The sequence below is a fragment of the Janthinobacterium sp. PSRC1-1 genome (genome assembly GCF_049897525.1).
Taxonomy (GTDB): Bacteria; Pseudomonadota; Gammaproteobacteria; order Burkholderiales; family Burkholderiaceae_D; genus Janthinobacterium; species Janthinobacterium tructae.
Genome location: NZ_JAFCWK010000005.1, coordinates 421,204 through 446,430 on the forward strand (window position 1 = coordinate 421,204; position 25,227 = coordinate 446,430).

General features: G+C 61.0%; 18 protein-coding genes. 5 read left to right on the forward strand and 13 right to left on the reverse strand.

What is annotated here, in order from left to right:
• The first annotated feature begins 138 nt into the window (after positions 1-138).
• A complete protein-coding gene (locus tag ACP7DW_RS13680; protein WP_426057159.1) occupies positions 139-1,506 on the forward strand; it encodes an NAD-dependent succinate-semialdehyde dehydrogenase in 1,368 nt (455 codons plus the stop codon).
• 24 nt (positions 1,507-1,530) lie between these two features.
• Here ACP7DW_RS13680 and ACP7DW_RS13685 read toward each other — a convergent pair whose 3' ends face one another.
• Complete coding sequence (locus ACP7DW_RS13685) at positions 1,531-2,163, reverse strand: site-2 protease family protein (protein ID WP_426057158.1); 633 nt, start codon at positions 2,161-2,163, stop codon at positions 1,531-1,533.
• 296 nt (positions 2,164-2,459) lie between these two features.
• Between ACP7DW_RS13685 and ACP7DW_RS13690 the strand changes: the two genes are divergently transcribed.
• Positions 2,460-8,045 carry a DUF3320 domain-containing protein gene (locus ACP7DW_RS13690; RefSeq protein WP_426057157.1) on the forward strand — a complete coding sequence of 1,862 codons (5,586 nt, stop codon included), beginning with the start codon at positions 2,460-2,462 and terminating at the stop codon, positions 8,043-8,045.
• An 84-nt stretch (positions 8,046-8,129) separates the two neighbouring features.
• On the opposite strand, the gene ACP7DW_RS13695 is transcribed toward ACP7DW_RS13690, so the two are convergent.
• The 9 genes from ACP7DW_RS13695 to ACP7DW_RS13735 all read right to left on the reverse strand — a co-directional run bounded on the left by ACP7DW_RS13695 (position 8,130) and on the right by ACP7DW_RS13735 (position 18,145).
• Positions 8,130-9,947, reverse strand: coding sequence for a PhoH family protein (locus ACP7DW_RS13695; protein ID WP_426057156.1), 1,818 nt, complete (start codon positions 9,945-9,947; stop codon positions 8,130-8,132).
• Between the two features lie 289 nt (positions 9,948-10,236).
• A complete protein-coding gene (locus ACP7DW_RS13700; protein ID WP_034750445.1) occupies positions 10,237-10,707 on the reverse strand; it encodes a peroxiredoxin in 471 nt (156 codons plus the stop codon).
• Positions 10,708-10,783: 76 nt separating this feature from the next.
• Positions 10,784-11,743, reverse strand: a complete 960-nt coding sequence (locus ACP7DW_RS13705) for a polysaccharide deacetylase family protein (RefSeq protein WP_426057155.1) — start codon at positions 11,741-11,743, stop codon at positions 10,784-10,786.
• Positions 11,743-12,795: a bifunctional UDP-4-keto-pentose/UDP-xylose synthase gene (locus ACP7DW_RS13710; RefSeq protein WP_426057154.1), complete on the reverse strand. Its 1,053-nt coding sequence runs from the start codon at positions 12,793-12,795 to the stop codon at positions 11,743-11,745. The genes ACP7DW_RS13705 and ACP7DW_RS13710 overlap by 1 nt, the downstream gene beginning before the upstream one ends.
• A 21-nt stretch (positions 12,796-12,816) precedes the next feature.
• Positions 12,817-13,734 (reverse strand): formyltransferase, encoded by a 918-nt coding sequence (locus tag ACP7DW_RS13715; protein ID WP_426057153.1) that lies wholly within the window; start codon positions 13,732-13,734, stop codon positions 12,817-12,819.
• Complete coding sequence (locus tag ACP7DW_RS13720) at positions 13,734-14,729, reverse strand: glycosyltransferase (RefSeq protein WP_096238618.1); 996 nt, start codon at positions 14,727-14,729, stop codon at positions 13,734-13,736. The genes ACP7DW_RS13715 and ACP7DW_RS13720 overlap by 1 nt, the downstream gene beginning before the upstream one ends.
• A gap of 11 nt (positions 14,730-14,740) precedes the next feature.
• Positions 14,741-15,877 (reverse strand): DegT/DnrJ/EryC1/StrS family aminotransferase, encoded by a 1,137-nt coding sequence (locus ACP7DW_RS13725; protein WP_426057152.1) that lies wholly within the window; start codon positions 15,875-15,877, stop codon positions 14,741-14,743.
• A gap of 205 nt (positions 15,878-16,082) precedes the next feature.
• A complete protein-coding gene (locus ACP7DW_RS13730; RefSeq protein ID WP_426057151.1) occupies positions 16,083-17,756 on the reverse strand; it encodes a glycosyltransferase family 39 protein in 1,674 nt (557 codons plus the stop codon).
• A complete protein-coding gene (locus ACP7DW_RS13735) occupies positions 17,753-18,145 on the reverse strand; it encodes an Mth938-like domain-containing protein (protein ID WP_071076138.1) in 393 nt (130 codons plus the stop codon). The genes ACP7DW_RS13730 and ACP7DW_RS13735 overlap by 4 nt, the downstream gene beginning before the upstream one ends.
• A 420-nt stretch (positions 18,146-18,565) precedes the next feature.
• Between ACP7DW_RS13735 and ACP7DW_RS13740 the strand changes: the two genes are divergently transcribed.
• Both ACP7DW_RS13740 and ACP7DW_RS13745 read left to right on the forward strand, forming a co-directional pair.
• The gene (locus ACP7DW_RS13740; RefSeq protein WP_426057150.1) at positions 18,566-19,795 is read left to right on the forward strand and encodes a pyridoxal phosphate-dependent aminotransferase; all 1,230 of its coding nucleotides are present in this window, start codon (positions 18,566-18,568) and stop codon (positions 19,793-19,795) included.
• 76 nt (positions 19,796-19,871) lie between these two features.
• Positions 19,872-21,194: a homoserine dehydrogenase gene (locus tag ACP7DW_RS13745; RefSeq protein ID WP_099762880.1), complete on the forward strand. Its 1,323-nt coding sequence runs from the start codon at positions 19,872-19,874 to the stop codon at positions 21,192-21,194.
• Between the two features lie 154 nt (positions 21,195-21,348).
• Here the strand turns inward: ACP7DW_RS13745 and ACP7DW_RS13750 are convergent, their stop codons facing one another.
• From ACP7DW_RS13750 to ACP7DW_RS13760, 3 genes are read right to left on the reverse strand one after another with little or no spacing between them, the layout of a single operon-like run.
• Entirely contained in the window at positions 21,349-21,702 is a 354-nt protein-coding gene (locus tag ACP7DW_RS13750; protein ID WP_298408628.1) for a ribonuclease E inhibitor RraB, read from the reverse strand.
• Positions 21,703-21,738: 36 nt separating this feature from the next.
• Positions 21,739-23,241: a sensor histidine kinase gene (locus tag ACP7DW_RS13755; RefSeq protein WP_426057149.1), complete on the reverse strand. Its 1,503-nt coding sequence runs from the start codon at positions 23,239-23,241 to the stop codon at positions 21,739-21,741.
• Positions 23,238-23,960: a response regulator gene (locus ACP7DW_RS13760; RefSeq protein WP_096238615.1), complete on the reverse strand. Its 723-nt coding sequence runs from the start codon at positions 23,958-23,960 to the stop codon at positions 23,238-23,240. Before ACP7DW_RS13760 ends, ACP7DW_RS13755 begins: the two co-directional genes overlap by 4 nt.
• A gap of 202 nt (positions 23,961-24,162) precedes the next feature.
• On the opposite strand from ACP7DW_RS13760, the gene ACP7DW_RS13765 reads away from it, so the two are divergent.
• Complete coding sequence (locus ACP7DW_RS13765; protein ID WP_426057148.1) at positions 24,163-25,224, forward strand: porin; 1,062 nt, start codon at positions 24,163-24,165, stop codon at positions 25,222-25,224.
• Positions 25,225-25,227: the final 3 nt, after the last annotated feature.

The window sequence follows — 25,227 nt, forward strand, 5'->3', positions numbered from 1 at the left end:
CCATCCGTGCACAGGCGCCGCAAGGTGCCTGTTGTCATTGACCGTTATGTTCGCGTGCGTACGGTCGCGCTGCCAGTCCTCCAGCATACTGCCCAGCTACCCCACGCAATCCCGGGGCGCCACGACCAAGGAAACCAGATGAGCTATCAGACCACGAATCCCTACAGCGAACAGATCGAGCAGACCTTCACGCCGCATAGCGATGCGCAAATGGACAGTATATTGGCCCAGGCCGCCACCACCTTCGAGAGCGACTGGCGCCAGCGCAGCGTTGCCGAGCGCAAGGTGGTGGTCAAGAAAGCGGCCATGCTACTGAAAGAACAACGCGATCGCTTCGCCAAATTGATCACCGTGGAAATGGGTAAGCTGTTCCAGGAAGCGCAGCAGGAAGTGTCGCTGTGCGTGCAAATCCTCGACTACTACGCCGATAATGCCGAGCAATTCCTTGCGCCCAAGCAACTTGATGTCAAGCGCGGCGCGGCCAGCGTGGAAATTGCGCCGCTGGGCGTGATCTTCTGCGTCGAGCCGTGGAATTTCCCGTACTACCAGCTGGCCAGGGTCGCGGGTCCGAATTTGATGGCGGGCAATACCTTGGTCGTGAAACACGCGTCCAACGTGCCCCAGTGCGCACTGGCCTTTGAAAAGCTGTTCCTCGACGCGGGTGCGCCAGCAGGCGCCTACACGAATGCATTCTTTTCCAGCGAGCAAGTGGCCACGGCCATTGCCGATCCCCGCGTGCAGGGCGTGGCGCTGACGGGCAGCGAGCGCGCCGGCGCCTCCGTGGCGGCCACGGCCGGCAAGGCCCTGAAAAAAACCACGATGGAATTGGGTGGCAGCGACGCCTTCATCGTGCTGGACGATGCCGACATGGACCTGGCCGTCAAGCTGGCCGTCATCGGCCGTATCCAGAATGCGGGTCAGGTATGCGACGGCTCGAAACGCTTTATTCTGGTCGACAGCATTGCCGATACCTTCGTCGAACGCTTCCAGGCAGAACTGGCCAAGCTGCAGGCAGGTGACCCCATGGATGCCGCCACTACCCTGGCGCCGCTGTCGAGCAAATCGGCGTTGGACTTGGCCGTCAAGCAAGTCGGCCAAGCCGTGGAGGGCGGTGCGAAATTATTGCTGGGCGGAAAGCGCATCGAGCGCGCCGGCTACTTCATGGCGGCGACCATCCTCACCGAGGTGACGCCAAGCAATCCCGTCTACTACCAGGAGTTCTTTGCCCCCGTCGCCATGATCTTCCGCGTCAAGGATGACGACGCGGCGATCACCCTGGCCAACGATTCGCCGTTCGGCCTGGGCGGCACCATCATCACGGCAGACGTTACACGCGGAAAACGCCTTGCCAGCCGCATCGACACGGGCATGGTGTTCATCAATTCGCCGGCCATCACGGCGCCGGACCTGCCATTTGGCGGCGTGAAACATTCGGGTTATGGCCGCGAATTGTCCGATCTGGGCATCATGGAATTCGTCAACCGCAAGCTGGTGCTGGTCGGCTGACCGGGCGACCTTGGGGGCGCTGCCTTAGGCCCCCAGCGCTTGCCAGCCATACCAGCCGAACGCCGCCGCCCACGCCAGCAAGATCGCCAGTCCCGGCAACAGCATCCATTTCGTCAGCGTTTCTTCCCACGCCACACAAGCGCGTCCGCCGCGCGCGATGGCCAGCAGCGCCTGTCCGCCGTTCAAGCCGGCGAACGGCAGCAGGTTGAAGGCGCACAGTTTCAACGAGAACAGGGCGAACACCAGCGCAAAGCCGTGTGTACGCGCAAACGCCTCTCCATTACCCAGCAATTCCTGCGCCGTCGACAGCGGCGCCAGCGCGCCACGGAAGATTTGTCCGAAGGCGGCGCCAAAGCGTTCCCAGCCCGAAGCTCCCATGATGCCCAGCGACAAGGCCAGCAAGACGACCACGCCGCTCAGCGGCAACACGCATTGCTTCCACAGCGGCTGGAAATTATAGGCGTCAAGGCAGGGGTCGTCGTCATACAGCGTTTCTTCACGCGTATCTTTCAGCACCACATTGCCGGCCAGGGGCAGCAGCTTGACGCGCACTTTTCCCCAGCTCAGCAAGGTCGGACCCACGCCGTAGCTGATGCTGCGCACGGTGATGCCACATACGCGAGCGCACAGGGCCATGACGGAAATGTGGAGGAGCATGAAGAGGGCAGCAGCTAGGAAGAATTGAATGGCAGCAGACATCGTTGATATTTTGAAGGACAGGGGGCGATATTAGAACATGCCAGAAAAAATCAATACGTTCGATAGTCTTAAATTTATCCTTTGATAGATGTTGGAAATAACTTCAATCGTGTCTAGCTGGCAACTATATTTATTGACTTGACGTAAATTCAGTACTATTCCGGCTGCTTTAAGCTCGTATATGACCTTTAGGGAGTAAAGTTGTGCGTGAAAATGCAGTAGTCCAAGATTAATGATGAAGTAGCGAGGCAATAATGAATGACTCGGACATGGTAACTCCAGTTTTTGAATCAGATTTTCTGCAAGGTAGTCTGTCTGCAGACGCAAAGCTTGAGCGCGCTCGTACGGAGTTGCTGGACCTGACTGCACGCAACCGCTTGCTGAATATTCCACGCTCATCTACCACCGCACGTACCATTGATGTGGTCGATGAAAAGTCGAGCGAGATATTTCGGTTGATGGTATCCGAAAGTCGTCCATTTAACTTCTTGCCTGGAAGGGCAGCAAGCAAGATTGAGCTTGATAATACGGATGCTAACACTAGCGCTGATGAAATCGCGGAATTGGCGCCAGCTGATGATGACACTGTCGACGCGCGCGGTGTTCTAAACAGGCATGCAGATACACGCCTGCAAACCAGGCTGACTGTCAAGGGACTGCAAAAGCGCCTGCTCGACATGTATCTCGATGCCCGTACCTTGGAAGAAGAGCAGGGTGTTAATATCTTGTTCTTGGCGCTCGGTACCTTAAAATGGCTTGATCCATTGAATGCGAAGAATGTGCGATACGCGCCGCTGATCCTGATTCCCGTCAGCTTGGAAAGGGGCAATGCCGCCGAGCAATTCAAATTGAAATGGCGTCAGGAAGAGCATTCATCGAATCTGTCGCTGGAAGCCTTTCTGGAGCGCGTGCACCATTTAAAAATGCCCGCATATGAAGCGGGCGATGAATTTGATCCCATGGCCTACATCGACGCCGTCAGGGATGCTGTGCAGTCGAAAGAAGGCTGGGTGGTCGATGCCGACGATATCGTGCTTGGTTTCTTTTCATTTTCCAAATTCCTGATGTACCGCGACCTCGATCCCGCCATGTGGCCGGAAGGCGGGCTGACGAATCAACCCTTGATGCGCGGTTTGTTATCCGATGGTTTTGCTGCCGGTGCATCGACCATTCCCGAAGACGCCAACCTGGACGACTATATCGCGCCGGCCGAGTTGCTGCATATCGTCGATTGCGACAGTTCGCAAACGCTGGCCGTGCACGATGTGCGCGCTGGCCGTAACCTGGTTATCCAGGGGCCGCCTGGTACTGGCAAATCTCAAACCATTGCTAATGTCATCGCGTCGGCGATTGCCGATGGCAAGACGGTACTGTTCGTAGCGGAGAAAATGGCCGCCCTCGAGGTGGTCAAGCGGCGATTGGACCAAGCTGGCGTTGGCGATGCCTGCATTGAATTGCACAGTAATAAAGCTAACAAGAAAATGTTTCTCGATGAACTGCGCCGCACGTCTGAACTAGGTTCACCCAAGGGCGATGCGGCCACGACCTTGAATAGCCGTTTGCTGGTGGCGCGCGATCAACTCAACGCACACAGTGCGCGCTTGCACCTGCGGCACTCGGTCGCCAAGCTCACGCCTTATCAAGTGATCGGAGAATTGAGCAAGTTGCGCCTGGAGCATGTCAAGCCGGTGGACATCCGTTTGCAACAGCCTGAAAGCTGGTCGCCGGACGAGGTGCAGCAGCGCCTGGCAGTGGTTGAGGAATTGGCCCAGCGCATCGTTGACATTGGAGAGCCGGGCGACCATCCATGGCGCGGCGTGGCGCTCAAGATGATACTTCCCAATGACGTGGAGCGCCTGGTGTCGCGCATCATGGTCATGCGGGCGCGCTGCAAGGAGCTTGCTGAACAACAGGCAGAGCTGGCCATGTCGCTCGATACGGTGGCGCCGGCGGTGCTGCGTGACTTTACCTATTTGGTGGCGCTGGCGCGTGACGTTGCTGCGGCGCCCACGCTTGCCAACGAAGCCCTGCGGGCGCCAGAGTGGAGTGAGCAGGCGAACGCCCTGAAGACTTTGATTGACGATGGCATCCAATTGCAGCGTGTGCAGGCCGCTCTGGCGGGCGAAATCCACGCAGACGCGTGGGAGATTGATGTGCTTGACTTGCGTCAGCAACTGGTCGGCTTGCCGCAGCATGCAAACGCACAGGCATTCGAACGGGCGCAGACCTTGCAAACGCTGTTTAACAGGCTCGATGGCGAGGTTGCTTTGCTCAGCCGACTTCTCGGTGTCGATGCCAGCAGCCAAATGACAAGCTACAACGAGATCAACCGCCTGGTGTTGACGGCGCAGAAAGTGGCGACAGCGCCTGATGTCAGTCCCGACGTGTTTATTTCGACGGTATGGGATCATGGCGTGGAACAGGCTGCCGACCTGGCGCAATGCGTGGTGGCGCTGGAGGCCTTACACGCGCGGCTGGAAGGAAAAATCAGCAGCGATGCCTGGCAGCTTGATCTGTCTGGTGCGCGCCAGACGTTGGCCGCCCACGGCGACAGCCTGCTGCGTTTAGTCAGCAGCGAGTGGCGCGCGGCTAGCAAGCAGGTCAAGGGCCTGTTGCGTAACCCGGACACAGCGTTGCCCGAACAGCTTGAAATTCTCGACCATTTGGGCGAAGCGAGAAAACTGCTGGAGCGGATTGAGTCAAACAACACATTTGGTAGTGGGGCGTTTGGTGCCGACTGGAAGGGAGGGCAATCGCGCGCGGCGCCCATGCTGGCGCTGGTGGAATGGATGCGCAGCTTGCGTGGCCTGGGAGCGCAGCCACGCATTATCGCCAGCAAGTTGCCGGACCGCTCGGAAATCTGCCGTCGGGCTGCACTGCTGGAGAGTCTGTTGCAGGAGATCCGGCCTCTGCTAGACGCGATGTGGTTCAACGGCTGGAAAGACGAACCCGCATTTCGCGAGTGGGCTAGCGTGGAGGCCGCCGCCCTTGAGACGGTGGCCGGGCAAGTGTCCCGGCTTGCATTTTGCCAGGCCGGCTGCCAGGCTGTGATGCAACATGTGCCGCTTGACCTTTCAGATAAGATCGGGCGCCTCGACTTGTTGATCGAAGCGCAGCAACTGCGCCGGCGCATTGATGCGAGTAGCGAGCTGGGCCGAGTTGCGTTTGGCACGCATTGGCAGGGGCCATTGTCCGACTGGGAGAATTTGCGCACCAGCTCAGTGTGGATGGCGTCCAAGTCTAGCCTTCGCCATATGGTCGCGCGCCACGATAATCGTGCCGCGCCGCTACATTGCGCATTGGAGCTTGAAGCTGCGCAGGACAAGTTCGTGAGGGAACTCGACGAACTTTATAGCGAGTTGTGCACCAATAACGATAAGCTGTTTCAGGTGCCGGCTATCTTGGATTTGCCCGCCTTTGCCTTGCTTGGACGCATGGCGGTGTGGATTGAGTTTTCCGAAGAGTTGTCGAAATGGGTGATCTACCGCGACCGCTGCTCCAAGGCACGCCAGCTGGGTATCGGTGAAATTGTCACGCAACTGGAAGCTGGCGCGCTGATCCCTAGGGATGCCATGCGCACGTTCACAATGGCGTATTTCGAAGCGATTTTTGCTGATCAAGTACGCAGCGACGAGGCGCTGGCCCATTTTGACGGTCACCTCCATAGCCGCCTGGCGGCAGATTTTGGGCAGATGGACCGCCAGCGCATTGCGGCATCCAGTCTGGAAGTGGTGCAAGCACACCACCGCCGTATCCCGCAGGGAGGCGGTGCGATCGGCCCCTTGGGCGTGCTGCGCGGCGAAATGGCCAAACGTAAGGGGCATATGCCGATACGCCGCCTGATGCAACGCGCTGCACCCGCCATCCAGGCGCTCAAGCCGGTATTTATGATGAGTCCGTTATCGGTAGCCCAGTTCCTTCCTCCAGGGCAACTCAGTTTTGATTTGCTGGTGATGGACGAGGCCAGCCAGATCCAGCCTGTGGACGCGCTGGGGGCCATTGCACGCTCGCGCCAAGTGGTTGTTGTGGGGGACGAGCGGCAATTGCCACCAACCAAGTTCTTTTCCAAGATGACCAGCGTTGAGCCCGATGACGATGGCGACGATGATGCGCAAGTCTCCGATATTGAGAGCATCCTGGGGTTGTTTACTGCGCGTGGCTTGCCGCAGCGCATGCTGCGCTGGCATTACCGCAGCCGGCATCAATCCTTGATCGCCGTGTCGAACAGCCAGTTCTATGAAAACAAGCTGTTTATCGTGCCCAGTCCCTACACCCAAGAGGCGGGCATGGGCTTGCAGTTTCATCACGTCTCTAACGGCGTCTTTGATTCCGGTAACACTGGCACCAATGTGGAAGAGGCTAGGGTCATTGCCAGGGCCATTATCGACCATGCGCGCAACTCACCGGAACACTCGTTGGGCGTGGCGACTTTTTCGGTCAAGCAGCGGCGAGCCATCCAGGATGAACTGGAGTTGTTACGCCGCGAGCATCAGGATGTGGAGCCCTTTTTTCAGCAGCATGCCAGCGAGCCGTTTTTCATCAAGAACCTGGAAAACGTGCAGGGCGATGAACGTGATGTGATTTTTATCTCGGTTGGCTACGGTCGCAACAAGCTCGGCTACATGGCCATGCGCTTCGGCCCATTGAGTGCCGAAGGCGGTGAGCGGCGCCTCAATGTGCTGATCAGTCGCGCCAAGCGCCGTTGCGAAGTGTTTGCCTCAATTACCGATGAAGATATCGATCTTGAACGTGCCAAGGGACGGGGTGTAGTGGCCTTCAAGCTATTCCTGCATTTCGCGCGTACGGGCAGGCTGGGCTTGTCGCGCGTATCTGGGCGCGAATATGACAGTCCGTTTGAAGTACAGGTGGCCGATGCCGTTAAGGCCTGCGGGTACGAAGTCCATCCACAAGTTGGCATCGCCGGTTTTTTTATCGACCTGGGTATTGCCGACGCCCAGCATCCGGGCCGCTATCTGCTGGGCATTGAGTGCGATGGCGAGTCCTACCATAGCTCGCGCTCGGCGCGCGATCGCGATCGCTTGCGCCAGGCCGTGTTGGAAGACCATGGCTGGATCATCCACCGTATTTGGGGACTCGATTGGTTTCAGAGGCCCAATAATGAGTTGCAGCGCCTGCTGATGGCCATTGATGCCGCCAAGACCGAGCTGGCAGCGCGCGCTGAACTCCATGGGAGGCAGGAGCACAAGCCGGGTGTGTCTGTAGTGACCGTGGAGCGAGAGGATCATGCAGAGATTGGCCTGGAAAGGAATGGACCAAACAGGCCGTCGGCCTATGTCGAAGCGATCCCTGCCAAACCTGCCTATGCCGACGAGTTGCATGAGATGCCGGTAGCAGCCTTGAGCGACTTGGTCAAGCAGATCGTCACCCTGGAAGGTCCCGTGCACGTCGATGAAGTCGTGGTGCGCCTGCGCGCTGCGTGGGGCTTGAAACGGACCGGCGCGCGCATCCAGGCCGCGGTGGAACGCGCCATCCATGCCGCCGTCCGCTTCGATGGCATGATCATGACGGAGCGCTTTTTGAGTATGGCCGATACCATCATCAGCATCCGTGACCGAGGCGCCGTGCTGTCCGATACCCTGCGTAAACCCGACATGCTGCCGCCGCAGGAAATCGACGTGGCGATCCTTGATACGCTACAGAAAAACTATGGCGCAGGATTGGTCGAAATTGCCCAGTACGTGGCGCGCCTGTTTGGTTTCAAGGCCACCAGCCCGCAGTTGCGCGACACCATCCGTGCGCGCATCGATGATCTGCTGCTGCGCGGCTTGCTGCAGAAAAATGGTGAGGTGTTCGAGCTCAAGCCGCAAGACAGCATATAAGCTTTTCAGCAAGAAAAAGCCCCGCCTGCATCGCTGCAGACGGGGCTTCGAATGACTGGGGCAGCTTGCGCCGCCCGCTATTACTTACAGCACTTCGCTGGCGTGGTCGGCCAGGCGCGACCGCTCGCCGCGGGCCAGGGTGACGTGGCCGCTGTGGGTCCAGCCCTTGAAGCGGTCGACCACGTAGGTCAGGCCGCTCGAGCCTTCCGTCAGGTACGGCGTGTCGATCTGCGCGATGTTGCCCAGGCACAGGATCTTCGTGCCGGGACCGGCGCGCGTGACCAGGGTCTTGACCTGTTTCGGCGTCAAGTTCTGTGCTTCATCGATGATGAGGAACTTGTTCACAAACGTGCGGCCGCGCATGAAGTTGAGCGACTTGATCTTGATGCGCGAACGGATCAGGTCTTGCGTTGCCGCACGGCCCCATTCGCCGCCATCGGAGTCGGACTTGTTCAGCACTTCCAGGTTGTCGTCGAAGGCACCCATCCATGGCGACATCTTTTCCTCTTCCGTGCCTGGCAGGAAACCGATGTCTTCGCCGACCGGCACCGTCACGCGGGTGACGATGATTTCATTGTAGAGCTTGGTTTCCAGCACTTGCGCCAGGCCGGCGGCCAGGGCCAGCAGGGTCTTGCCGGTACCGGCCTGGCCCAGCAGGGTGACGAAGTCGCATTCCGGATTCATCAGCAGGTTCAGCGCGAAGTTCTGCTCGCGGTTGCGCGCCGTCACGCCCCACACATTGTTCTTCGTGTGGCTGAAGTCGCGCAGGGTTTGCAGCACGGCCGTCTTGCCGTTGATCTGTTTCACCTGGCCGTAGAACGGCGTTTCGCCGTTTTTCGGTTCCAGGTAGATGAACTGGTTGACCAGCAGCGATGGGATGAACGGGCCCGTCACGCGATAGAACGTCGAGCTGTAGCCATTCTTGCTTTCCTGCCACGATTCCATGTCCTTGCCGTGCTTGTTCCAGAAGTCGTCCGGCAATTGCACGATGCCCGAGTACAGCAAGTCCGTGTCTTCCAGCACATGGTCGTTGAAGTAATCTTCGGCCGGCAAGCCCAGGGCGCGCGCCTTGATGCGCATGTTGATGTCTTTCGACACCAGCACCACGGGGCGGCCTTCCTGTTCCGATTCCAGCGAGCGCACGACGGCCAGGATCTGGTTGTCGGCCTTGCCCACTGGCAAGCCTGCCGGCAAGTCGGCGCTTTGCAGGCGCGTCTGGAAGAACAGACGGCCCTTGGCGTCCTTGTTGCCCAGCTTGGACAGCAAGATGCCGTGCTCGATGGCGTCGTCATCCGTGTTGCTGATCAGGGCGTCGAGCGTGCGCGAGACCTGGCGTGCGTTGCGCGCCACTTCCGTCATGCCCTTTTTGTGGTTGTCCAGCTCTTCCAGGGTCATCATCGGCAGGTACACATCGTGTTCCTCGAAGCGGAACAGCGACGATGGATCGTGCATCAGCACGTTCGTGTCGAGCACGAACAGCTTGCTGATGCCGCGCTGGTCGGCGGCGCGGCTGGCGGACGACTTGAGCTGCACTTCGACCGCCTTGTGCTTGGCCGGATGTGGCTGCTCGGCTTGCTGGACGGGCTTGATCGGCGTGACCTTGCCTTTCGCCGCCGGCCTGGCTTTCGCCGCGGGGGCGGCAACGGCGACCGGCGCGGCCGCAACCGGCGCCGGAGCGGGCGCCTGTGCCGGCTTGGCGACCATCAGGGCCGCCACTTGCTTGATCTTCGTGGCCGCATTGCGGACCGGCTTGGCAACTTCGGCGATCGCCGCTTCAATGATCGGTGCAGCCACTTTCTTGGCTGCCGGGGTTTTGGTGGCCGGGCGCGCCGCGCCTGCGGTTGGGTAATCTTGGGTGGCCAGGATGGTGGCTGGCTTGCTCGGTAATTTTGGCAGTGGCATCAGGATCTCAATCAAAAAATTTCTGGAATGAATCGCCCATGGGCAGCCAGCTTCTGGCGGCACTTCTCATGGGGTGGATGCGGGGGGACAACAATGCTACAGGACGAATAACTGCCGGAAGGCCGGCAGCGTGGCCGGTCATGGACGCCATCGGCGGGCTGCAGGCCCGCCTGGCGGAGTGGATGGAGGCGCTTCGTTGACTCAAAATGGCGATAGGTACCGTGAACTGAACTGCGGTTGAACCAGGCTTGCTGGAAGCCGACAACGCGCATTGGATCAACATGGACGATCAATTCAGATGCGCTACGAATTCCAGCACTTCTTCCACGTGAGTTGCGACCTTCACGCCTCTCCATTCTTTCACCAATCGGCCCTGGGCGTCAATCACAAACGTGCTGCGTTCGACGCCACGGACCGTCTTGCCATACATCTGTTTCATCTTCATGACGTTAAACAGCAGGCAAACGGCTTCGTCCGGGTCGGAAATGAGCTCGAATGGTAGTTCCAGCTTGGCTTTGAAGCTTTCGTGCGAGCGCAGGGAATCGCGGCTGATGCCGTAGATTTCCACGCCGGCGGCGACGAATTGCGGATACGCATCGCGGAAGGCGATGTTTTCCGTGGTGCAGCCGGGGGTGTTGTCCTTAGGATAGAAAAACAGTACCGTGGCCTTGGCCGGACGGCCCAGCAACTGAAAGGTCTTGCCGCTGGTCATGGCGGCACTAAAGTCGGGTATGCTAACGAGGGATTGGCTATCAGCCACAGGTTCTCTCCTGAACGGTGATCATCAGCGCTGTTTTTTTAATCTGGCAACGCATCCAGGTGCAACAATACAGCATTCAGGCCGCTTTGCCCTGCACAATCAGGCGTCCCGAACGTCCGGGCAACTCATCCCAGGTGATCGGGCAAACGGGCAAGTCCGTATTTTTTATCTTTTCATAATAATCGCCCATCGCCGCGAACTGGTAGCCCTGGGCTTTCCAGCCAGCCAGCAGTTGTTCGAAAATGGGGGCGAGTTTCTGTCCTTCAAGTTCCGCGTGCAAGGTATACACGTGGTCGCGCGGATTGTCCGCCGTCAGCGACAATATATGCGCGGCAACATTGCCGGTCGTGATCAGCTTGCCGTCGATTTCGCAGCCCAGCAATTCATCCAGCGTGGGCAGGGTGGTGGGCAGTTGCACGCATTGCAGGATGGTGTTGCCGTTGCGCACGCGGTGCGGGCCTTGCGACGGCTGCGCCATGGCGCCGCGCGCGTCGAGCATGGCGCGGCCATCGGAGGCAAAGCGGTAGCCGGCCGTGTCGTGTTCGACAAAGGCGCTGACATTCATTTGCCAGCCGGCCGCGCCGTGCGTGTGCGGCTTGGTGCCAAACACCTGTTCGTAGCGGTTGGCGGCCTTGCGCATCATGGTGATGGTCCAGGCGGCGTTGCGCTTGGCCACGTTGTCTTGCCACAGGGTGTGATCCCAGGTGTGGATGCCGCACTCGAAACCGGCATCGCGCACGGCGCGCAATTGCGCCGCGCATTGCTTGCCGATATCGGGTCCCGGCAGCAAGGTGCCGTACATCAATGTTTTCAAGCCGTAGTGCTCGACCACCGAGGTGCGCGAGACCTTGCTGAAAAAGCCGGGCCGCAAGGCGCGGCGCAGGGCCCAGCCCGTGTGGTCGGGGCCCAGCGAGAACAGAAAGGTGGCCTTGGCCTGGTGCGCGGCCAGCATGCGCACCAGATTGCCCATGCCTTCACGGGTGCCGCGATAGGTATCGACGTCGATTTTCAGGGTCAGGAACGGCTTGCTCAACATTAATCCATCAGGGCTTTGGCTTGGGCTACCTGGCTGCGGTAGGCGTCGAAGATATTGCGCAGGGAATCGGCCATGGTGGTGCTTGGCGCCCAGCCCAGTTCTTCGCAGGTATTCGTGATTTTCGGCACGCGGTTTTGCACGTCCTGGTAGCCGGCGCCGTAGTAGGCGCCCGAGGTCGTTTCCACGATGTTCACGTGTTTCGCGCCTTCGGCGTATTCAGGATACTCGGCAGCCAGGGTCAGCATCATGCCGGCCAGGTCGCGGATCGAATAGTTATTGGTCGGATTGCCAATGTTGTAGATCTTGCCGCTGGCGATGCCGTTCTTGTTGGCGATGATGCGCATCAGCGCATCGATGCCGTCATCGATGTAGGTGAACGCGCGTTTCTGCGCGCCGCCGTCGACCAGCGAGATATTCTCGCCGCGCACGATGTGGCCGAAGAATTGCGTCACCACGCGCGAGGAACCTTCTTTTGGCGTGTGGATCGAGTCCAGGCCGGCGCCGATCCAGTTGAATGGACGGAACAGCGTAAAGTTCAAGCCTTCCATGCCGTAGCCCCAGATCACGCGGTCCATCAATTGCTTGGCGTTCGAATAGATCCAGCGCGGCTTGTTGATCGGGCCGCAGATCAGTTCCGAGTTTTCCGGATCGAATTCCTCGTCGTGGCACATGCCATACACTTCCGAGGTCGACGGGAACACCAGGTGCTTGCCGTACTTGGCGGCCGAACGGACGATCGGCAGGTTGGCTTCGAAGTCCAGTTCGAACACGCGCAGCGGCTGCTTGACGTAGGTCGATGGCGTGGCGATGGCGACCAGGGGCAGGATCACGTCGCATTTCTTGACGTGGTATTCGACCCATTCCTTGTTGATCGTGATGTCGCCTTCGAAGAAGTGCATGCGCGACTTGTAGTTGTCATCTTCCAGCAATTCCGTGATGCGGTCCGTGTTCATGTCCATGCCGTAGACATGCCAGTCGGTGGTTTCCAGGATGCGCTTGGACAGGTGGTGGCCGATGAAGCCGTTGACGCCTAAGATGAGGACTTTTTTCATGTGAGATTCTCTTGAGTGATATCAGTGTGTGCTGACGCGGGTGGTCAGACTTGCTTGCAATTGCTGAGCCGAAATCGGCTCCCCGGCAGCCCTCAGCGCGGAAATGGCCAGCATGCGGCCGTCTCCGCAGACGCCAAAGATGCAATTATCCACTACCGCCAAGCCCGCTGGCAAACTTCCTGCGGAAAGCTTGCTCAAACGGGCTTTTTCGATGGTGTAAATGACATTGTTGACTTCGGTGAAGGCGCCGGGATAGGGCGGCGCCACGGCCCGGTGCAGGTTGTATACCTGTTGCGCGGGTAACTTCCAGTCGATGCGGCCGTCTTCCGGCTTGCGCCCGCCAAAATAGCCGCCCTGGCGCAAATCGTTGAGCTGGCGCGGCGCCGTGCCGTCCAGCAAGGCCGGCAGCACGCCCCACAGCGTTTGTTCCGCCGCCACGGTGACCTTGCCGAACACTTCGAAGGCCGTGTCGTCGGGCAGGATGGGCACGGCCGTTTGCGCCACGATGGCGCCGGCGTCGGGCTTGACCGTCATTTCATGCAGGGTGGCGCCCGTCTGCGTGGCGCCATGCAGCACGGCCCAGTTGACGGGCGCGCGGCCGCGGAACTGCGGCAGCAGCGAGCCGTGCATATTGTAGGCGGGCGCCACCTCCAGAATGCTGGCCGGCAACATGTGACGGTAGTAAAAGCTGAACAGCATGTCCGGCTGTGCTGCCTGCACCTGCGCCAGCAACTCGGGCGCGCGCGCGTCCGGAGGCGTGATGTACGGGATGCCTTCGGCCTGGCACAGGCTGGCGACGGATTCGAACCACAGGTTTTCCGTGGGGCTGTCTTCGTGCGTGACGACGAGGGCGATATCGACGCCGCCGGCGAGCAGCACCTTGATGCAGCGCACGCCCACATTGTGGTAGCCGAAGACGACGGCGCGTGGGGCGCCCATCAGCGGCCCACCTGGCGCTTTTCCAGGCGCACATACGATGGCGCCTCGGCTTCCGCCTGGACCATGCCATCCTGCAAGATGGTCTGCACCACGTAGCGTGGACGGGCACGCACCTGCTGGAAGATGCGTCCCACGTATTCGCCCACCAGGCCGATGCCGAACAGGATCACGCCCATCAGGAAGAAGGCGATGGCGAACAGGGTGAACACACCCTGCGCCTCGGCGCCGAACAGGAAGCGGCGCGCCAGCAAATAGATCACCAGCACGGCCGAACTGAAGGACAGCAGCATGCCCAGCATGGAAAAGATTTGCAGGGGAATCAGCGAAAAGCCGGTGACCAGGTCGAAGTTGAGGCGGATCAGGCTGTACAGCGAGTATTTCGACTCGCCGGCCGAGCGTTCCTCATGCTCGACGGTAATTTCCGTGGGCTTGCGGGCAAACGTGTAGGCCAGGGCGGGCACGAAGGTGTTGACTTCGGCGCACTGGTTGACCAGGTCGATCACATTGCGGCCATACGCGCGCAGCATGTTGCCCTGGTCGGTAATTTTGATATTCGTGATCTTTTCACGCAGGCGGTTCATCATTTTTGACGCCAGGGTGCGCCAGGCGGAATCTTGCCGCTTGCGCCGGATCGAGCCCACGTAATCGTAGCCTTCGCGCATCTTTGCCACCAGGTTGCCGATTTCCTCTGGCGGATTCTGCAGGTCGGCGTCGAGCGTGATCATGATTTGCCCGCGCGATGCTTCAAAACCGGCCAGGATGGCCATGTGCTGGCCATAATTGCCGTTGAACAGGATGACGCGCGTGACGTCGGGGCGCTGGCGGAATTGTTCCGCCAAGATGGCCACCGAGTTGTCGCGGCTGCCGTCGTTGATGAAGATGATCTCGTAGCTCGTCTGCAGGGCATCGAGGGCCGGATACAGGCGGGCGAACAGGCTGGCCAGGCCATCCTGCTCGTTGTAGATCGGAATGATAATGGACAGTTCAGGTTTCATCGGCGCGCTGCTCACTTGATGAGAATGGATTTGACGGTGGCGACGGCGCGTTCCACGTCCTGTGTCGTCATGGCGTAAAACATCGGCAAGGTCACGGTCAGGCGGCCGATCTTTTCCGAGACGGGGAACATGCCCTCGGTAAAGCCGCGTTCGCGGTACATGGTAAACAAGTGGATCGGTGCGTAATGATAGCCCGTTCCCACGTTTTGCTGCGCCATTTGCTGCATGAACGCGGCGCGCGTGCCGGGGCCATTGTCGGGCAGGATGATCTGGAACAAATGCCAGTTGCTGTTTTCAAAATCCTGTACCGGCAGCTGGGCGCCGCTCCGCGCTTCGAAGTCGCTGCCGAATTGCGCGAAATAGTGGCGCGCCAGCGCGCGGCGGTGGGCCGTGATGGCGTCGATATTGGCGAACTGGCCCAGGCCGATGGCGGCCATGATGTCGCTCATGTTGTATTTGCCGCCCAGCACATCGACGTCGATGCCGTCGACGCCGCTGCGCGTGACGCCCTGCAGCCGGTATTTCTCGGCCAGTTTTGCTTCTTCCAGGTTGTTGAGGACGAGGCAGCCGCCTTCGCCCGTGGTGATGTTCTTGTTGGCCTGGAAGCTGAACGAGACGAAATCGCCAAAGGAACCGATGCGCTTGCCCTTCCAGCTGGAGCCAAACGCTTGCGCCGCGTCTTCCACCACCCTTAAATTGTACTTTTCAGCGATCGCGTACAGGCGGTCCATGTCAACGGGCAGGCCGGACAGGTAGACGGGGATGATGGCGCGGGTGCGTGGCGTGATGGCCGCTTCGAGCTTGTCGAGGTCGATATTGCGCGTGACGGGGTCGATATCGGCAAACACGGGCGTGGCACCCACTTCGATGATGACGTTGGCCGTCGCTACCCACGACACGGGCGTCGTGATGACTTCGTCGCCCGCACCGATGCCGGCGATGCGCAGCGCGATTTCCATGGTGCAGGTGCCCGAATTGAAGGTGCGCACGGGGCGTCCGCCGAAGTATTCGGACAGCTGGGCTTCGAAGGCTTGTACTTTCGGGCCGCTGGTGATCCAGCCCGAGCGCAGCACCTCGCCGACGGCGGCGATGGTCGCTTCGTCGATGGTGGGTTTGGAAAAGGGCAAAAAGGGCAGGGTAGAGGTCATGGGCGCGGTTCTTGGGTCTGTATTCTGTCAGGGTATCGGCGTCGCCGAGGCTGCCAATGCGGTCAAAGGCCGCCGGCAGGCATGGCTATTTTATCTTCTCAGTATGGCGGCGCAGCCCATTCAGCGGTGAAAAATCCTGCTGATGCGGGGGCGGGGCAGGCTGGCCGGGGGCGCGATCCGTGCTGCCTCGCGCCCCTTTAAACATTTATTTATTGGCAACCACCATGCGGCGCGCATCTTCGGCAATCACACGCATGGGTACGCCACGTTGTTGCAATTCCTTGTAACGGTTCAGGCTGATAATGGCCATGTCGTGCACGCCGGCGTTGGCATCGTTCGTCCACTGCGTGATGAAAGGCTCGATGCTCGGAATGGACAGTTCCGGCTGCTGTTTCAGGCCAAACGTGAACTCATCCCAGTAATCGACGAGGATCACGGGCCGCTGCAGATAATACGTCAGCGACTGTTCATAGATGCCGACCGAATAGAGCTTGGTATCGGCCGTCAGTTCGGCCTGGATCTGCGGCAGCATGTCGGTGCCCGCGCGGTTCTGGCCATACAGTTCGGAGCCGGCCAGGATGCAGTGCGTGGCCAGGAAGCCGGCGCCGGCGATGGTCAGCACGGTCATGTCGCGGCGCAGCTGGCGCGCATGCAGCAAGGCCAGGGCGCCGCCTGCCAGGGCGAAGAAGCCGGCAGCCATCAGCCACGGCTGGTAGCCTTTCAGCGCCGTCAGCTCTGCCGGATCGCGTGCGCTGGCGTGATTGAAGCCGATCGGCGCGCCGATCAGGATGGCGACGCCCAGCACGCACAGCAGGCCGGCGGCCAGCATGCGCTGGCGGCGCGAGGCCGACTCCAGGAATAGCGCAATCAGCAGCGCCAGCGCGGGGAAGATGGGCACGATGTAGCCAGGCAGCTTCGAGGTCGAGTAGCTGAAGAAGAAAGTGATGAACACGGCCCAGATCAGCACCATCAAACGGGGCTGGAAGGTGCCTTCCTGGCGCTTGAAGGCGGCAGCGATGCTTTGCGGCAGCACGCCTAGCCATGGCAGGATGCCGGGAATGAGCAGGACCAGGAAGTAGTACCAGGCGCCTTCGCGCTTGTGCCCCTTCATCAGGAAACGCTGGAAATGCTCGTGGATGAAGAAGAAATGCGGTTGCTCCGGATTGCGCAGGGCCACCAGCACGAACCATGGCGTGGCGATGGCGAAAAACACCAGCAAGCCCTTGACCAGATGCAAGCGGGTCCAGATGCGCCAGTCGCGCGCGCACAGCGAATACAGCACCAGCACGGCGCCCGGCAGCACGACGCCGATCAGCCCCTTGGCCAGCACGGCCAGCGCCATGCCTGCCCAGCACAGCAGCATCCAGTTGCGCCGTTCGGTGGGGGCGGCCTCGTCGCGCTGGGCGATCAAGAGGCTCATCAGCACGATGGTCATCATGCCCGACAGGCCCATGTCCAGCGAATTGATCTGGCCGGAAGCGAGCCAGAACAGGCTCGACGCCAGCACCAGGCCGGCATACAAGCCCACGCGCGGCCCAAAGACTTTCTTGCCGGCATAGGCCGTCATGCACACGCCGATGATGCCGCACAGGCCCGTCCACAGGCGCGCCTGCCATTCGCCCAGGCCGAAGGCGGCAAAGCTGAGTGCATTCATCCACGTTTGCAGCGGCGGCTTTTCAAAATACTTGATGCCGTTCAGGCGCGTGGTGATCCAGTCGCCCGTGACGAACATTTCGCGTGCCATCTCGGCGTAGCGGCCCTCGTCGGGCGGCACCAGGGTACGCACGCCCAGCGCATACAGGGTGACGACGATGAAGATGCCCAGCAGGGACCACATCAGCAGCCGCGAGCTGTGCAGTTCATTGACATTGATTTTCATGTGGCGCTGCCTGCGCCGGGAGCCAGGATCAGGGCCAGGGTGACTTTGCGGCCTTCGCCCATCAGGATGTTGTAGGTGCGGCAGGCGGCCTGGCTATCCATGCACTCGACGCCGATGCGGCGCATGGTCAGCGCGGCCGTCAGCTTCGGATGCACGAAACGCTGGCGCTCGCCCGTGCCGAGGATGACCACGTCGGGCGCGTCGGCCAGGATTTGCGCGAAATGCGCCTCGCTCAGCTGCTCGAAACTGTCCACCTCCCACGCGCGTGGCGGCGTTTCCGGCATGACGATCAGGCTGTAGTTGTACGGCTGGGCATTGATCTCCACGCCATTTTCATCGTAGCCTGTGACGGTTTGGTATTGTTGGGTGCTGCTGGCATGCAGTTTCATGGCGATGTCGGGGCTGTTCGTGTCGGTTGATCGGTGCGCGCGCTGTCCGGATGCGCGCTGCGGCCAAGGGCGTAAGCATGCCATAAATGACAGAAAAGAGCGACTGAAAAGCAACATCCTTTCCAATTTGCAATCTATGGACAATTTTTTGGCGCAACAGTGGCATGCGGTGCTTGCCATAGTAGTAGGCGAAGATTAAGAGAAGATGAAGAGCGTCCGCTGGGAAAAGCACGCGCGTGCCGGGCAGCGTGGCATAAACGGCGAGAAATGCTGCAATTTGCCATGTTTAATTTGATAAAATGGCCTGCTTTCGGCGAGAATGGTTGTTTTCGCATTGCAGTCTCACGGGTTCACAGTTCTGGCGCGGCTTTCATGCTGCAAGCGTAGGCCGGCCGCGCCGCATCACGACAGGGATTTATTTTGCGACCGATTCAGAAATCGAATAAATTGGCGGACGTCTGCTACGACATCCGCGGCCCGGTCCTGGAAAAATCCAGGCAAATGGAAGAAGAAGGCCACAAGATCACCAAGCTCAATATCGGCAATCTGGCCGTGTTCGGCTTCGATCCGCCCGATGAAATCGTGCGCGACATGATGCTCAATCTGCAGAATGCGGCCGGCTATACGGATTCGAAAGGCATGTTCGCGCCGCGCAAGGCCGTCATGCATTACACGCAGGGCAAGAATATCGCCGGCGTGACCATCGATGACATTTACCTGGGCAACGGCGCCTCGGAACTGATCGTCATGTCGATGAACGCCCTGCTCAACAGTGGTGACGAAGTGCTGGTGCCGGCGCCCGACTATCCGCTGTGGACGGCCGCCGTCAGCCTGTCGGGCGGCAATCCCGTGCATTATGTGTGCGACGAGCAGAACGAGTGGTATCCCGACATCGAGGACATGCGCCGCAAGATCACGCCGCACACGAAAGCCATCGTCGTCATCAACCCGAACAATCCCACCGGCGCGCTGTACCCGGTTTCCGTGCTGCAGCAGATCGTCGACCTGGCGCGCCAGCACCAATTGATCATTTTCGCCGACGAGATCTACGACAAGGTGCTGTACGACGAAGCCGAGCACGTGTCGATCGCCTCGCTGGCCGACGACGTGCTGTTCATCACCATGAACGGCCTGTCGAAGAATTACCGCTCCTGCGGCTACCGTTCCGGCTGGATGGTGGTCTCGGGCGAAAAGCGCCACGCAAAAGATTACATCGAGGGCCTCAACATGCTGGCCTCGATGCGGCTATGCGCCAATGCGCCGGGGCAGTTTGCCATCCAGACGGCACTTGGCGGCTACCAGAGCATACAAGACCTGGTGGGGCCCGGCGGGCGCCTGTTGAAACAGCGCGACCTGGCGCACAAGCTGCTGACCGATATTCCGGGCGTCACCTGTGTCAAGCCGAAGGCCGCGCTGTACATGTTCCCGCGCCTGGACCCGGAGATCTACCCGATCGCCGACGACCAGCAGTTTGCCTATGAATTACTGGCCGAAGCGAAGGTCCTGATCGTGCAGGGCACGGGCTTCAACTGGATTGCGCCCGACCATTTCCGCGTCGTCTTCCTGCCCAATTCCGATGACCTGACCGAGGCCATGGGGCGCATCGCGCGCTTCCTCGAAGGTTACCGCAAGCGTCACGGCAAGGGCTGAAGCAGCCAGCAGCAGCAATCTCGATCAACCTGGCGCCGCCCAAGGGGGCGCCACTTATGAGCAGTCAAGCACAACTATGAAATCCATCAAGATCGGCCTGCTGGGCCTGGGCAATGTCGGTTACGGCACGTTCAGCGTCCTGAAACGCAACCAGGAAGAAATCAAGCGCCGCGCGGGCCGCGGCATTGAAGTCGTCGCCGTCGCCGTGCGCGACGTGGCGCGCGCCGAAGCGCTGGTCGCCGGCGCCTGCAAGGTCGTCAATGACCCGATGCTCATCGTCAACGATCCCGAGATCGACATCGTCGTCGAACTGATCGGCGGCTACGACCTGTCGAAAACCTTGGTGCTGCAGGCGATTGCCAACGGCAAGCACGTGGTGACGGCCAACAAGGCCCTGCTGGCCGTGCACGGCAACGAAATCTTCGCCGCCGCCCAGGACAAGGGCGTGATGGTGGCCTTCGAAGCGGCCGTCGCCGGCGGCATCCCCATCATCAAGGCGCTGCGCGAAGGCTTGACGGCCAACCGCATCGAATGGATCGCCGGCATCATCAACGGCACCACCAATTTCATCCTGTCCGAAATGCGCGACAAGGGCCTCGATTTCGCCACGGTGCTGAAACAGGCGCAGGAACTCGGTTACGCGGAAGCCGACCCCACCTTCGACATCGAGGGCGTCGATGCCGCGCACAAGGCCACCATCATGTCGGCCATCGCCTTCGGCATCCCGGTGCAGTTTGACAAGGCCTACGTGGAAGGCATCAGCAACCTCAATGCCGTCGACATCCGCTACGCCGAGCAGCTGGGCTACCGCATCAAGCTGCTGGGCATCACCAAGCGCGCCACCGTCAACGGCGTGGAAGGCATCGAGCTGCGCGTGCATCCGACCCTGATTCCGGCCAAGCGCCTGATCGCCAATGTGGAAGGCGCCATGAATGCGGTGCTGGTGCATGGCGACGCCGTCGGCGCCAGCCTGTACTCGGGCCGCGGCGCGGGCGCCGAGCCGACCGCCTCGTCGGTGATCGCCGACCTGGTCGACATCACGCGCCTGGCCACGGCCGACCCGGAACACCGCGTGCCGCACCTGGCGTTCCAGCCGAACGCGATGACCGATATCGCGATCTTGCCGATGTCGGAAATCACCACCAGCTACTACCTGCGCATGCACGTGGCCGACCAGCCGGGCGTGCTGGCCGACCTGACGCGCATCCTGGCCGAACGCGGCATCTCGATCGACGCCATGCTGCAAAAAGAGCCGGCCGAGGGCGAGACGCATACGGACATCATCATGCTGACGCACCAGACGCAGGAAAAGAACGTCACGGCCGCCATCGAAAAGATGGAAGCGTTGAATAGCGTGGTGGGCACGGTCACCAAGATCCGCCTGGAAAACCTCAGCTGAGCGTTTTCAGCGATCCACGCAAAACGGCGCCCGCGGGCGCCGTTTTGCGTTTGTGACGTAGGTCGGATTAGCGGCGGCACGCCGCGTAATCCGACGCCACCACCGGCCATGCCAACAATGTTGTCGGATGACGGTCCTTCGGACCTGATCCGACCTACGCTGCGGTACCGACGGGACCGACATCCATGCCGTCATAGCTGGCCAGCTGGTTGTCCTGGGCAAACGCCATCAGTTCGCCATTGCGCGCGTGCAGGCTGTCGACGCCGTGCACTTCGGCCTTTTCCACGTGCAGCACCCACACGGGGGCGGCGGCCGGGTCGTCCAGTTCGGGCTGGTACAGTTCCACCGGGCGGTAGCCCTGCAGCGCCAGCAAGGTGGCGGCCTGCTCCAGCGGCTCGGAAGTGGGGTTGGTGAAGTAATAGCCCCACAGCAGCGGCTGGGACAGGTCCCACGGCGCGTTTTCGGCGATATTGGCAAACAGTTCGGTCACATCTTCTTTGGTCATCATGGCAGTGGGCCTTCATTAAAATCTCAGGGCGCGATCTTAGCATCGACTGGCGCCGGGCGCGAAATACACGCCGACCTTCAATCCGTGCCCATTCGCCGCCGTGGCCAGTTCCAGCCGTGCCCCATGCAGGGCAGCGATGTCGCGCACGATGGCCAGGCCCAGCCCCGCGCCGCCAGGGTTACTCTCGAGTGCCGCGCCGACCCGGTAGAACGGCGTCAGCACGCGTTCGCGTTCCGCCGGCGCGATGCCGGCACCGCTGTCCTCCACTTCCAGTACCGCGCCGCGCCCCGCTTGTGCAGCGTGCACGCGCAGGATCACGTTGCCACCCTGCGGCGTGTAGCGCAGCGCATTGTCGACCAGGTTGGCCAGCAGTTCGTGCAGCAGCAAGGCCTGCCCATGCACGGGCGCCTCGTCGGGCGCTTCCAGCGATAAATCGATATGCTTGCCGACGGCGGCCATGGCCATTTCCAGCCCTACCTGCTGCGCCACGTCACGCAGCGCGACGGTATCCATGGCCAGGCTGTCGCTGCCATGCTCGATGCGCGCCAGGGTCAGCAGGCGGTTCGCCAGCAGCACTGTCGAATCGGTGGTGGCGGCGATCGAGCGCACGATGTCGCGCAGGGCGGCCATGTCGGACGGCGTGCCGGCCTGGCGGTCGCATTCGCGCATGGCCAGTTCGGCCTGGGTTTTCAGCACCGTCAACGGCGTGCGCAGCTGGTGCGAGGCGTCGGCGATGAAACGGCGCTGGCTGGCGATCAGTTGCTGCAGGCGCGACATGGCGCCGTTCATGGCGCTCACCAGCGGGCGCATTTCCTTGTGCACCAGCGCGGGATCGACGTCGGACAGGTCGGACAGGGTGCGCGTCTCGACTTCCGTTTTCAGGCGCATCAGCGGCCGCAGCACCAGGCGCACGGCAAACCATACGAGCGCGCCCATCACCAGTATCATCGCCGCTTGCCAGCTCAGGGTATCGAACAGGATCTGGTTCGACAGGCCGCGCCGCGCGTCCAGCGTTTCGGCCACCTGGATCAGGGCGATGCCGCGCATCGAGTCGTCGTACACGGGTTGCAGCAGGGCGGCGATGCGGATCGGCTTGCCGTGGTAATCGGCGTGGTAGAAGCGCACCAGGGCCGGATAATTCTGCGAGCGGGGCACGTTCTTCGGCACGGGCGGCAAGTCGCCATAGCCCGACACCAGTTCGCCGTTGATGCCCGTGACCTTGTAGTAGATGCGGCCCAGGGTATCTGTCTCGAAACTGTCGAGCGCCACGTAGGGCACTTCGGCCACCACCTTGCCGCCGACGATGGAGACGCGCTCGGCCAGCGCCCGCGTCGACGCCAGCAAGGAGCGGTCGTAGGCCATGTCGGCCGCGTCGAGCGCGTTACGATACACAAAAACGGCATCGAGCAGCACCAGCATCACCAGCGGAATGAGCAGCCAGCGCAGCAGCTGGCTGCGCAGGCTGCCCAGCGGCCGGCCCTGCGCCCAGCGCCGGCGCAGGCGCTCGAACAGGGGCTGGCGTGGGGCGTGCGCGGTCATTTTGGCGTAGCCGGCGCCATGGCGCTGCGCGGCTGCAGCAGGTAGCCGATGCCGCGCAGGGTGGTGATGACGGCGCCGTCGGGCGAGCCGGCTTCCACGCCGTTTTCAAGTTTTTTACGTACCCTGTGGATGTACAGTTCGATGGCGTCGAGGTTGACGTCGTCGGCCAGCGCGAAGACTTCGTCGAACAGCTTTTCCTTCGACACGGCGCGCCCCGAGCGCGTGATCAGCGCCTCGAGCACCGCGTGTTCGCGCGGCGTCAGGGGAAAAGGGGCGCCGGCATAGCTGAACATGCGCGTGACGGTGTCGAAACTGAGCGCGCCGCAGGTGTGCACCAGCGCCTCGTTGCCCTGGCTGCGGCGCAGCAGGGCTTTGACGCGCGCTTCCAGTTCGGCCAGCTCGAACGGCTTGGCCATGTAGTCGTCGGCGCCCAGGTTCAGGCCCTGTACCTTGTCATCGAGGCCGCCGCGCGCCGTGAGTATCATGACGGGAGTCTTGCCGCGCGTGCCGCCGCGCGCGCGCAGGCGGCGCAGCACGTCCAGGCCGTCCATCTTCGGCAGGGTCAGGTCGAGCAGCACCAGCGAGTATTCCTGCGTGTGCAGCAGGGCGTCGGCATCGGCGCCGTTGTGGGCGGTCTCCACCGTCAGGTGCGCGTCGCGCAGGGCCTTTGCCAGCCAGTGCGACAGCTCCAGATGGTCTTCCACTAATAATATGCGCATGGTCTCCGCCATTCGTTGAAATGATGCAGTGTAAGCCTGGCGGCAGGGGCGGCGATGAATATGTTTGTGCCCCTTGTGGCTGGCCGGCGACACCTGTCATGCTGAAAGCCAATTGAAAGGATGGCGCTCATATAGTGTGATCCTGATTCACGAAATGAATCAGGCATATCACCAATAACTATATCTAAGGGAGACACTTTACATGAACAAAACTGCATTCTCGCTGGCCGCCATGGCGGTGCTCGCCGCTGCCGGCAGTGCCCACGCCCAGTCGAACGTCACCCTGTACGGCCGCCTGGACGCCGGCATCAGCAATACCAGCAACGCCGGTCCGAACAAAAGCTCGATGACGCAAGTCAGTTCGGGTGGCATGAACACCTCGCGCTGGGGCATCCTGGGCAGTGAAGACCTCGGTGGTGGCCTGAAAGCCGTGTTCAATCTGGAAGGCGGGATCCTGGTCGATACGGGCGCGGCCGACGGCGCGCTGTTCAAGCGCCAGGCCAATGTGGGCCTGGAAGGCGCGTTTGGCCGCGTCGTGCTGGGACGCTCGTTTACCACCGTGTATGACTTCGTGCTGCCGTTCGATCCGATGGCCTATGCGCCGTTCTACTCGTGGGCCACCTCGGCCAACGCGACCGGCCCGAGCAAATACGGCATGACGACGGCCTTCGACAACATGGTCAAGTACTCGGGCAAGACGGGCGACTTCAGCTACGGCGCATCGTACGGCTTCGGCGAACAGTCGACGGGCAATTCGGACAGCGCCAAGCTGTCGACGGCCGTCACCTACAAGACCGGCCCTGTCAGCCTGCTGGCCACGTATGAGCAGGTGAACGGCAATACCATCGCCGGCGGCGCGCGCGACAAGACCACCGTGTATCACCTGGGCGCCATGTATGACGACGGCCCGTGGAAAGTGCAGGCGGCGGCGCGCGACTACAAGCTCGATCCGGCAGCCGCCGGCAAGGCCGACGTGCGCGGCACCCTGTACTGGGGCGGTGTCAGCTACAAGACCACGCCGGTCATCACCCTGACGGGCGTGATCTACTATCAGGACGTGAAAAACGTGGCCGCCAACCTCGATGCCGATCCGATCATGTACGTGGCGCGCGTGCGCTATGCGCTGTCCAAGCGCACCGACCTGTACGTGGCAGGCGCCTATGCCAAGGCCAAGCACAACCAGCTGGTCAGCCTGTCGCGTGACGACGCCGGTTTCGGCGATACGCAGCGCGGCCTGATCGCCGGCATCCAGCACCGCTTCTAAGCC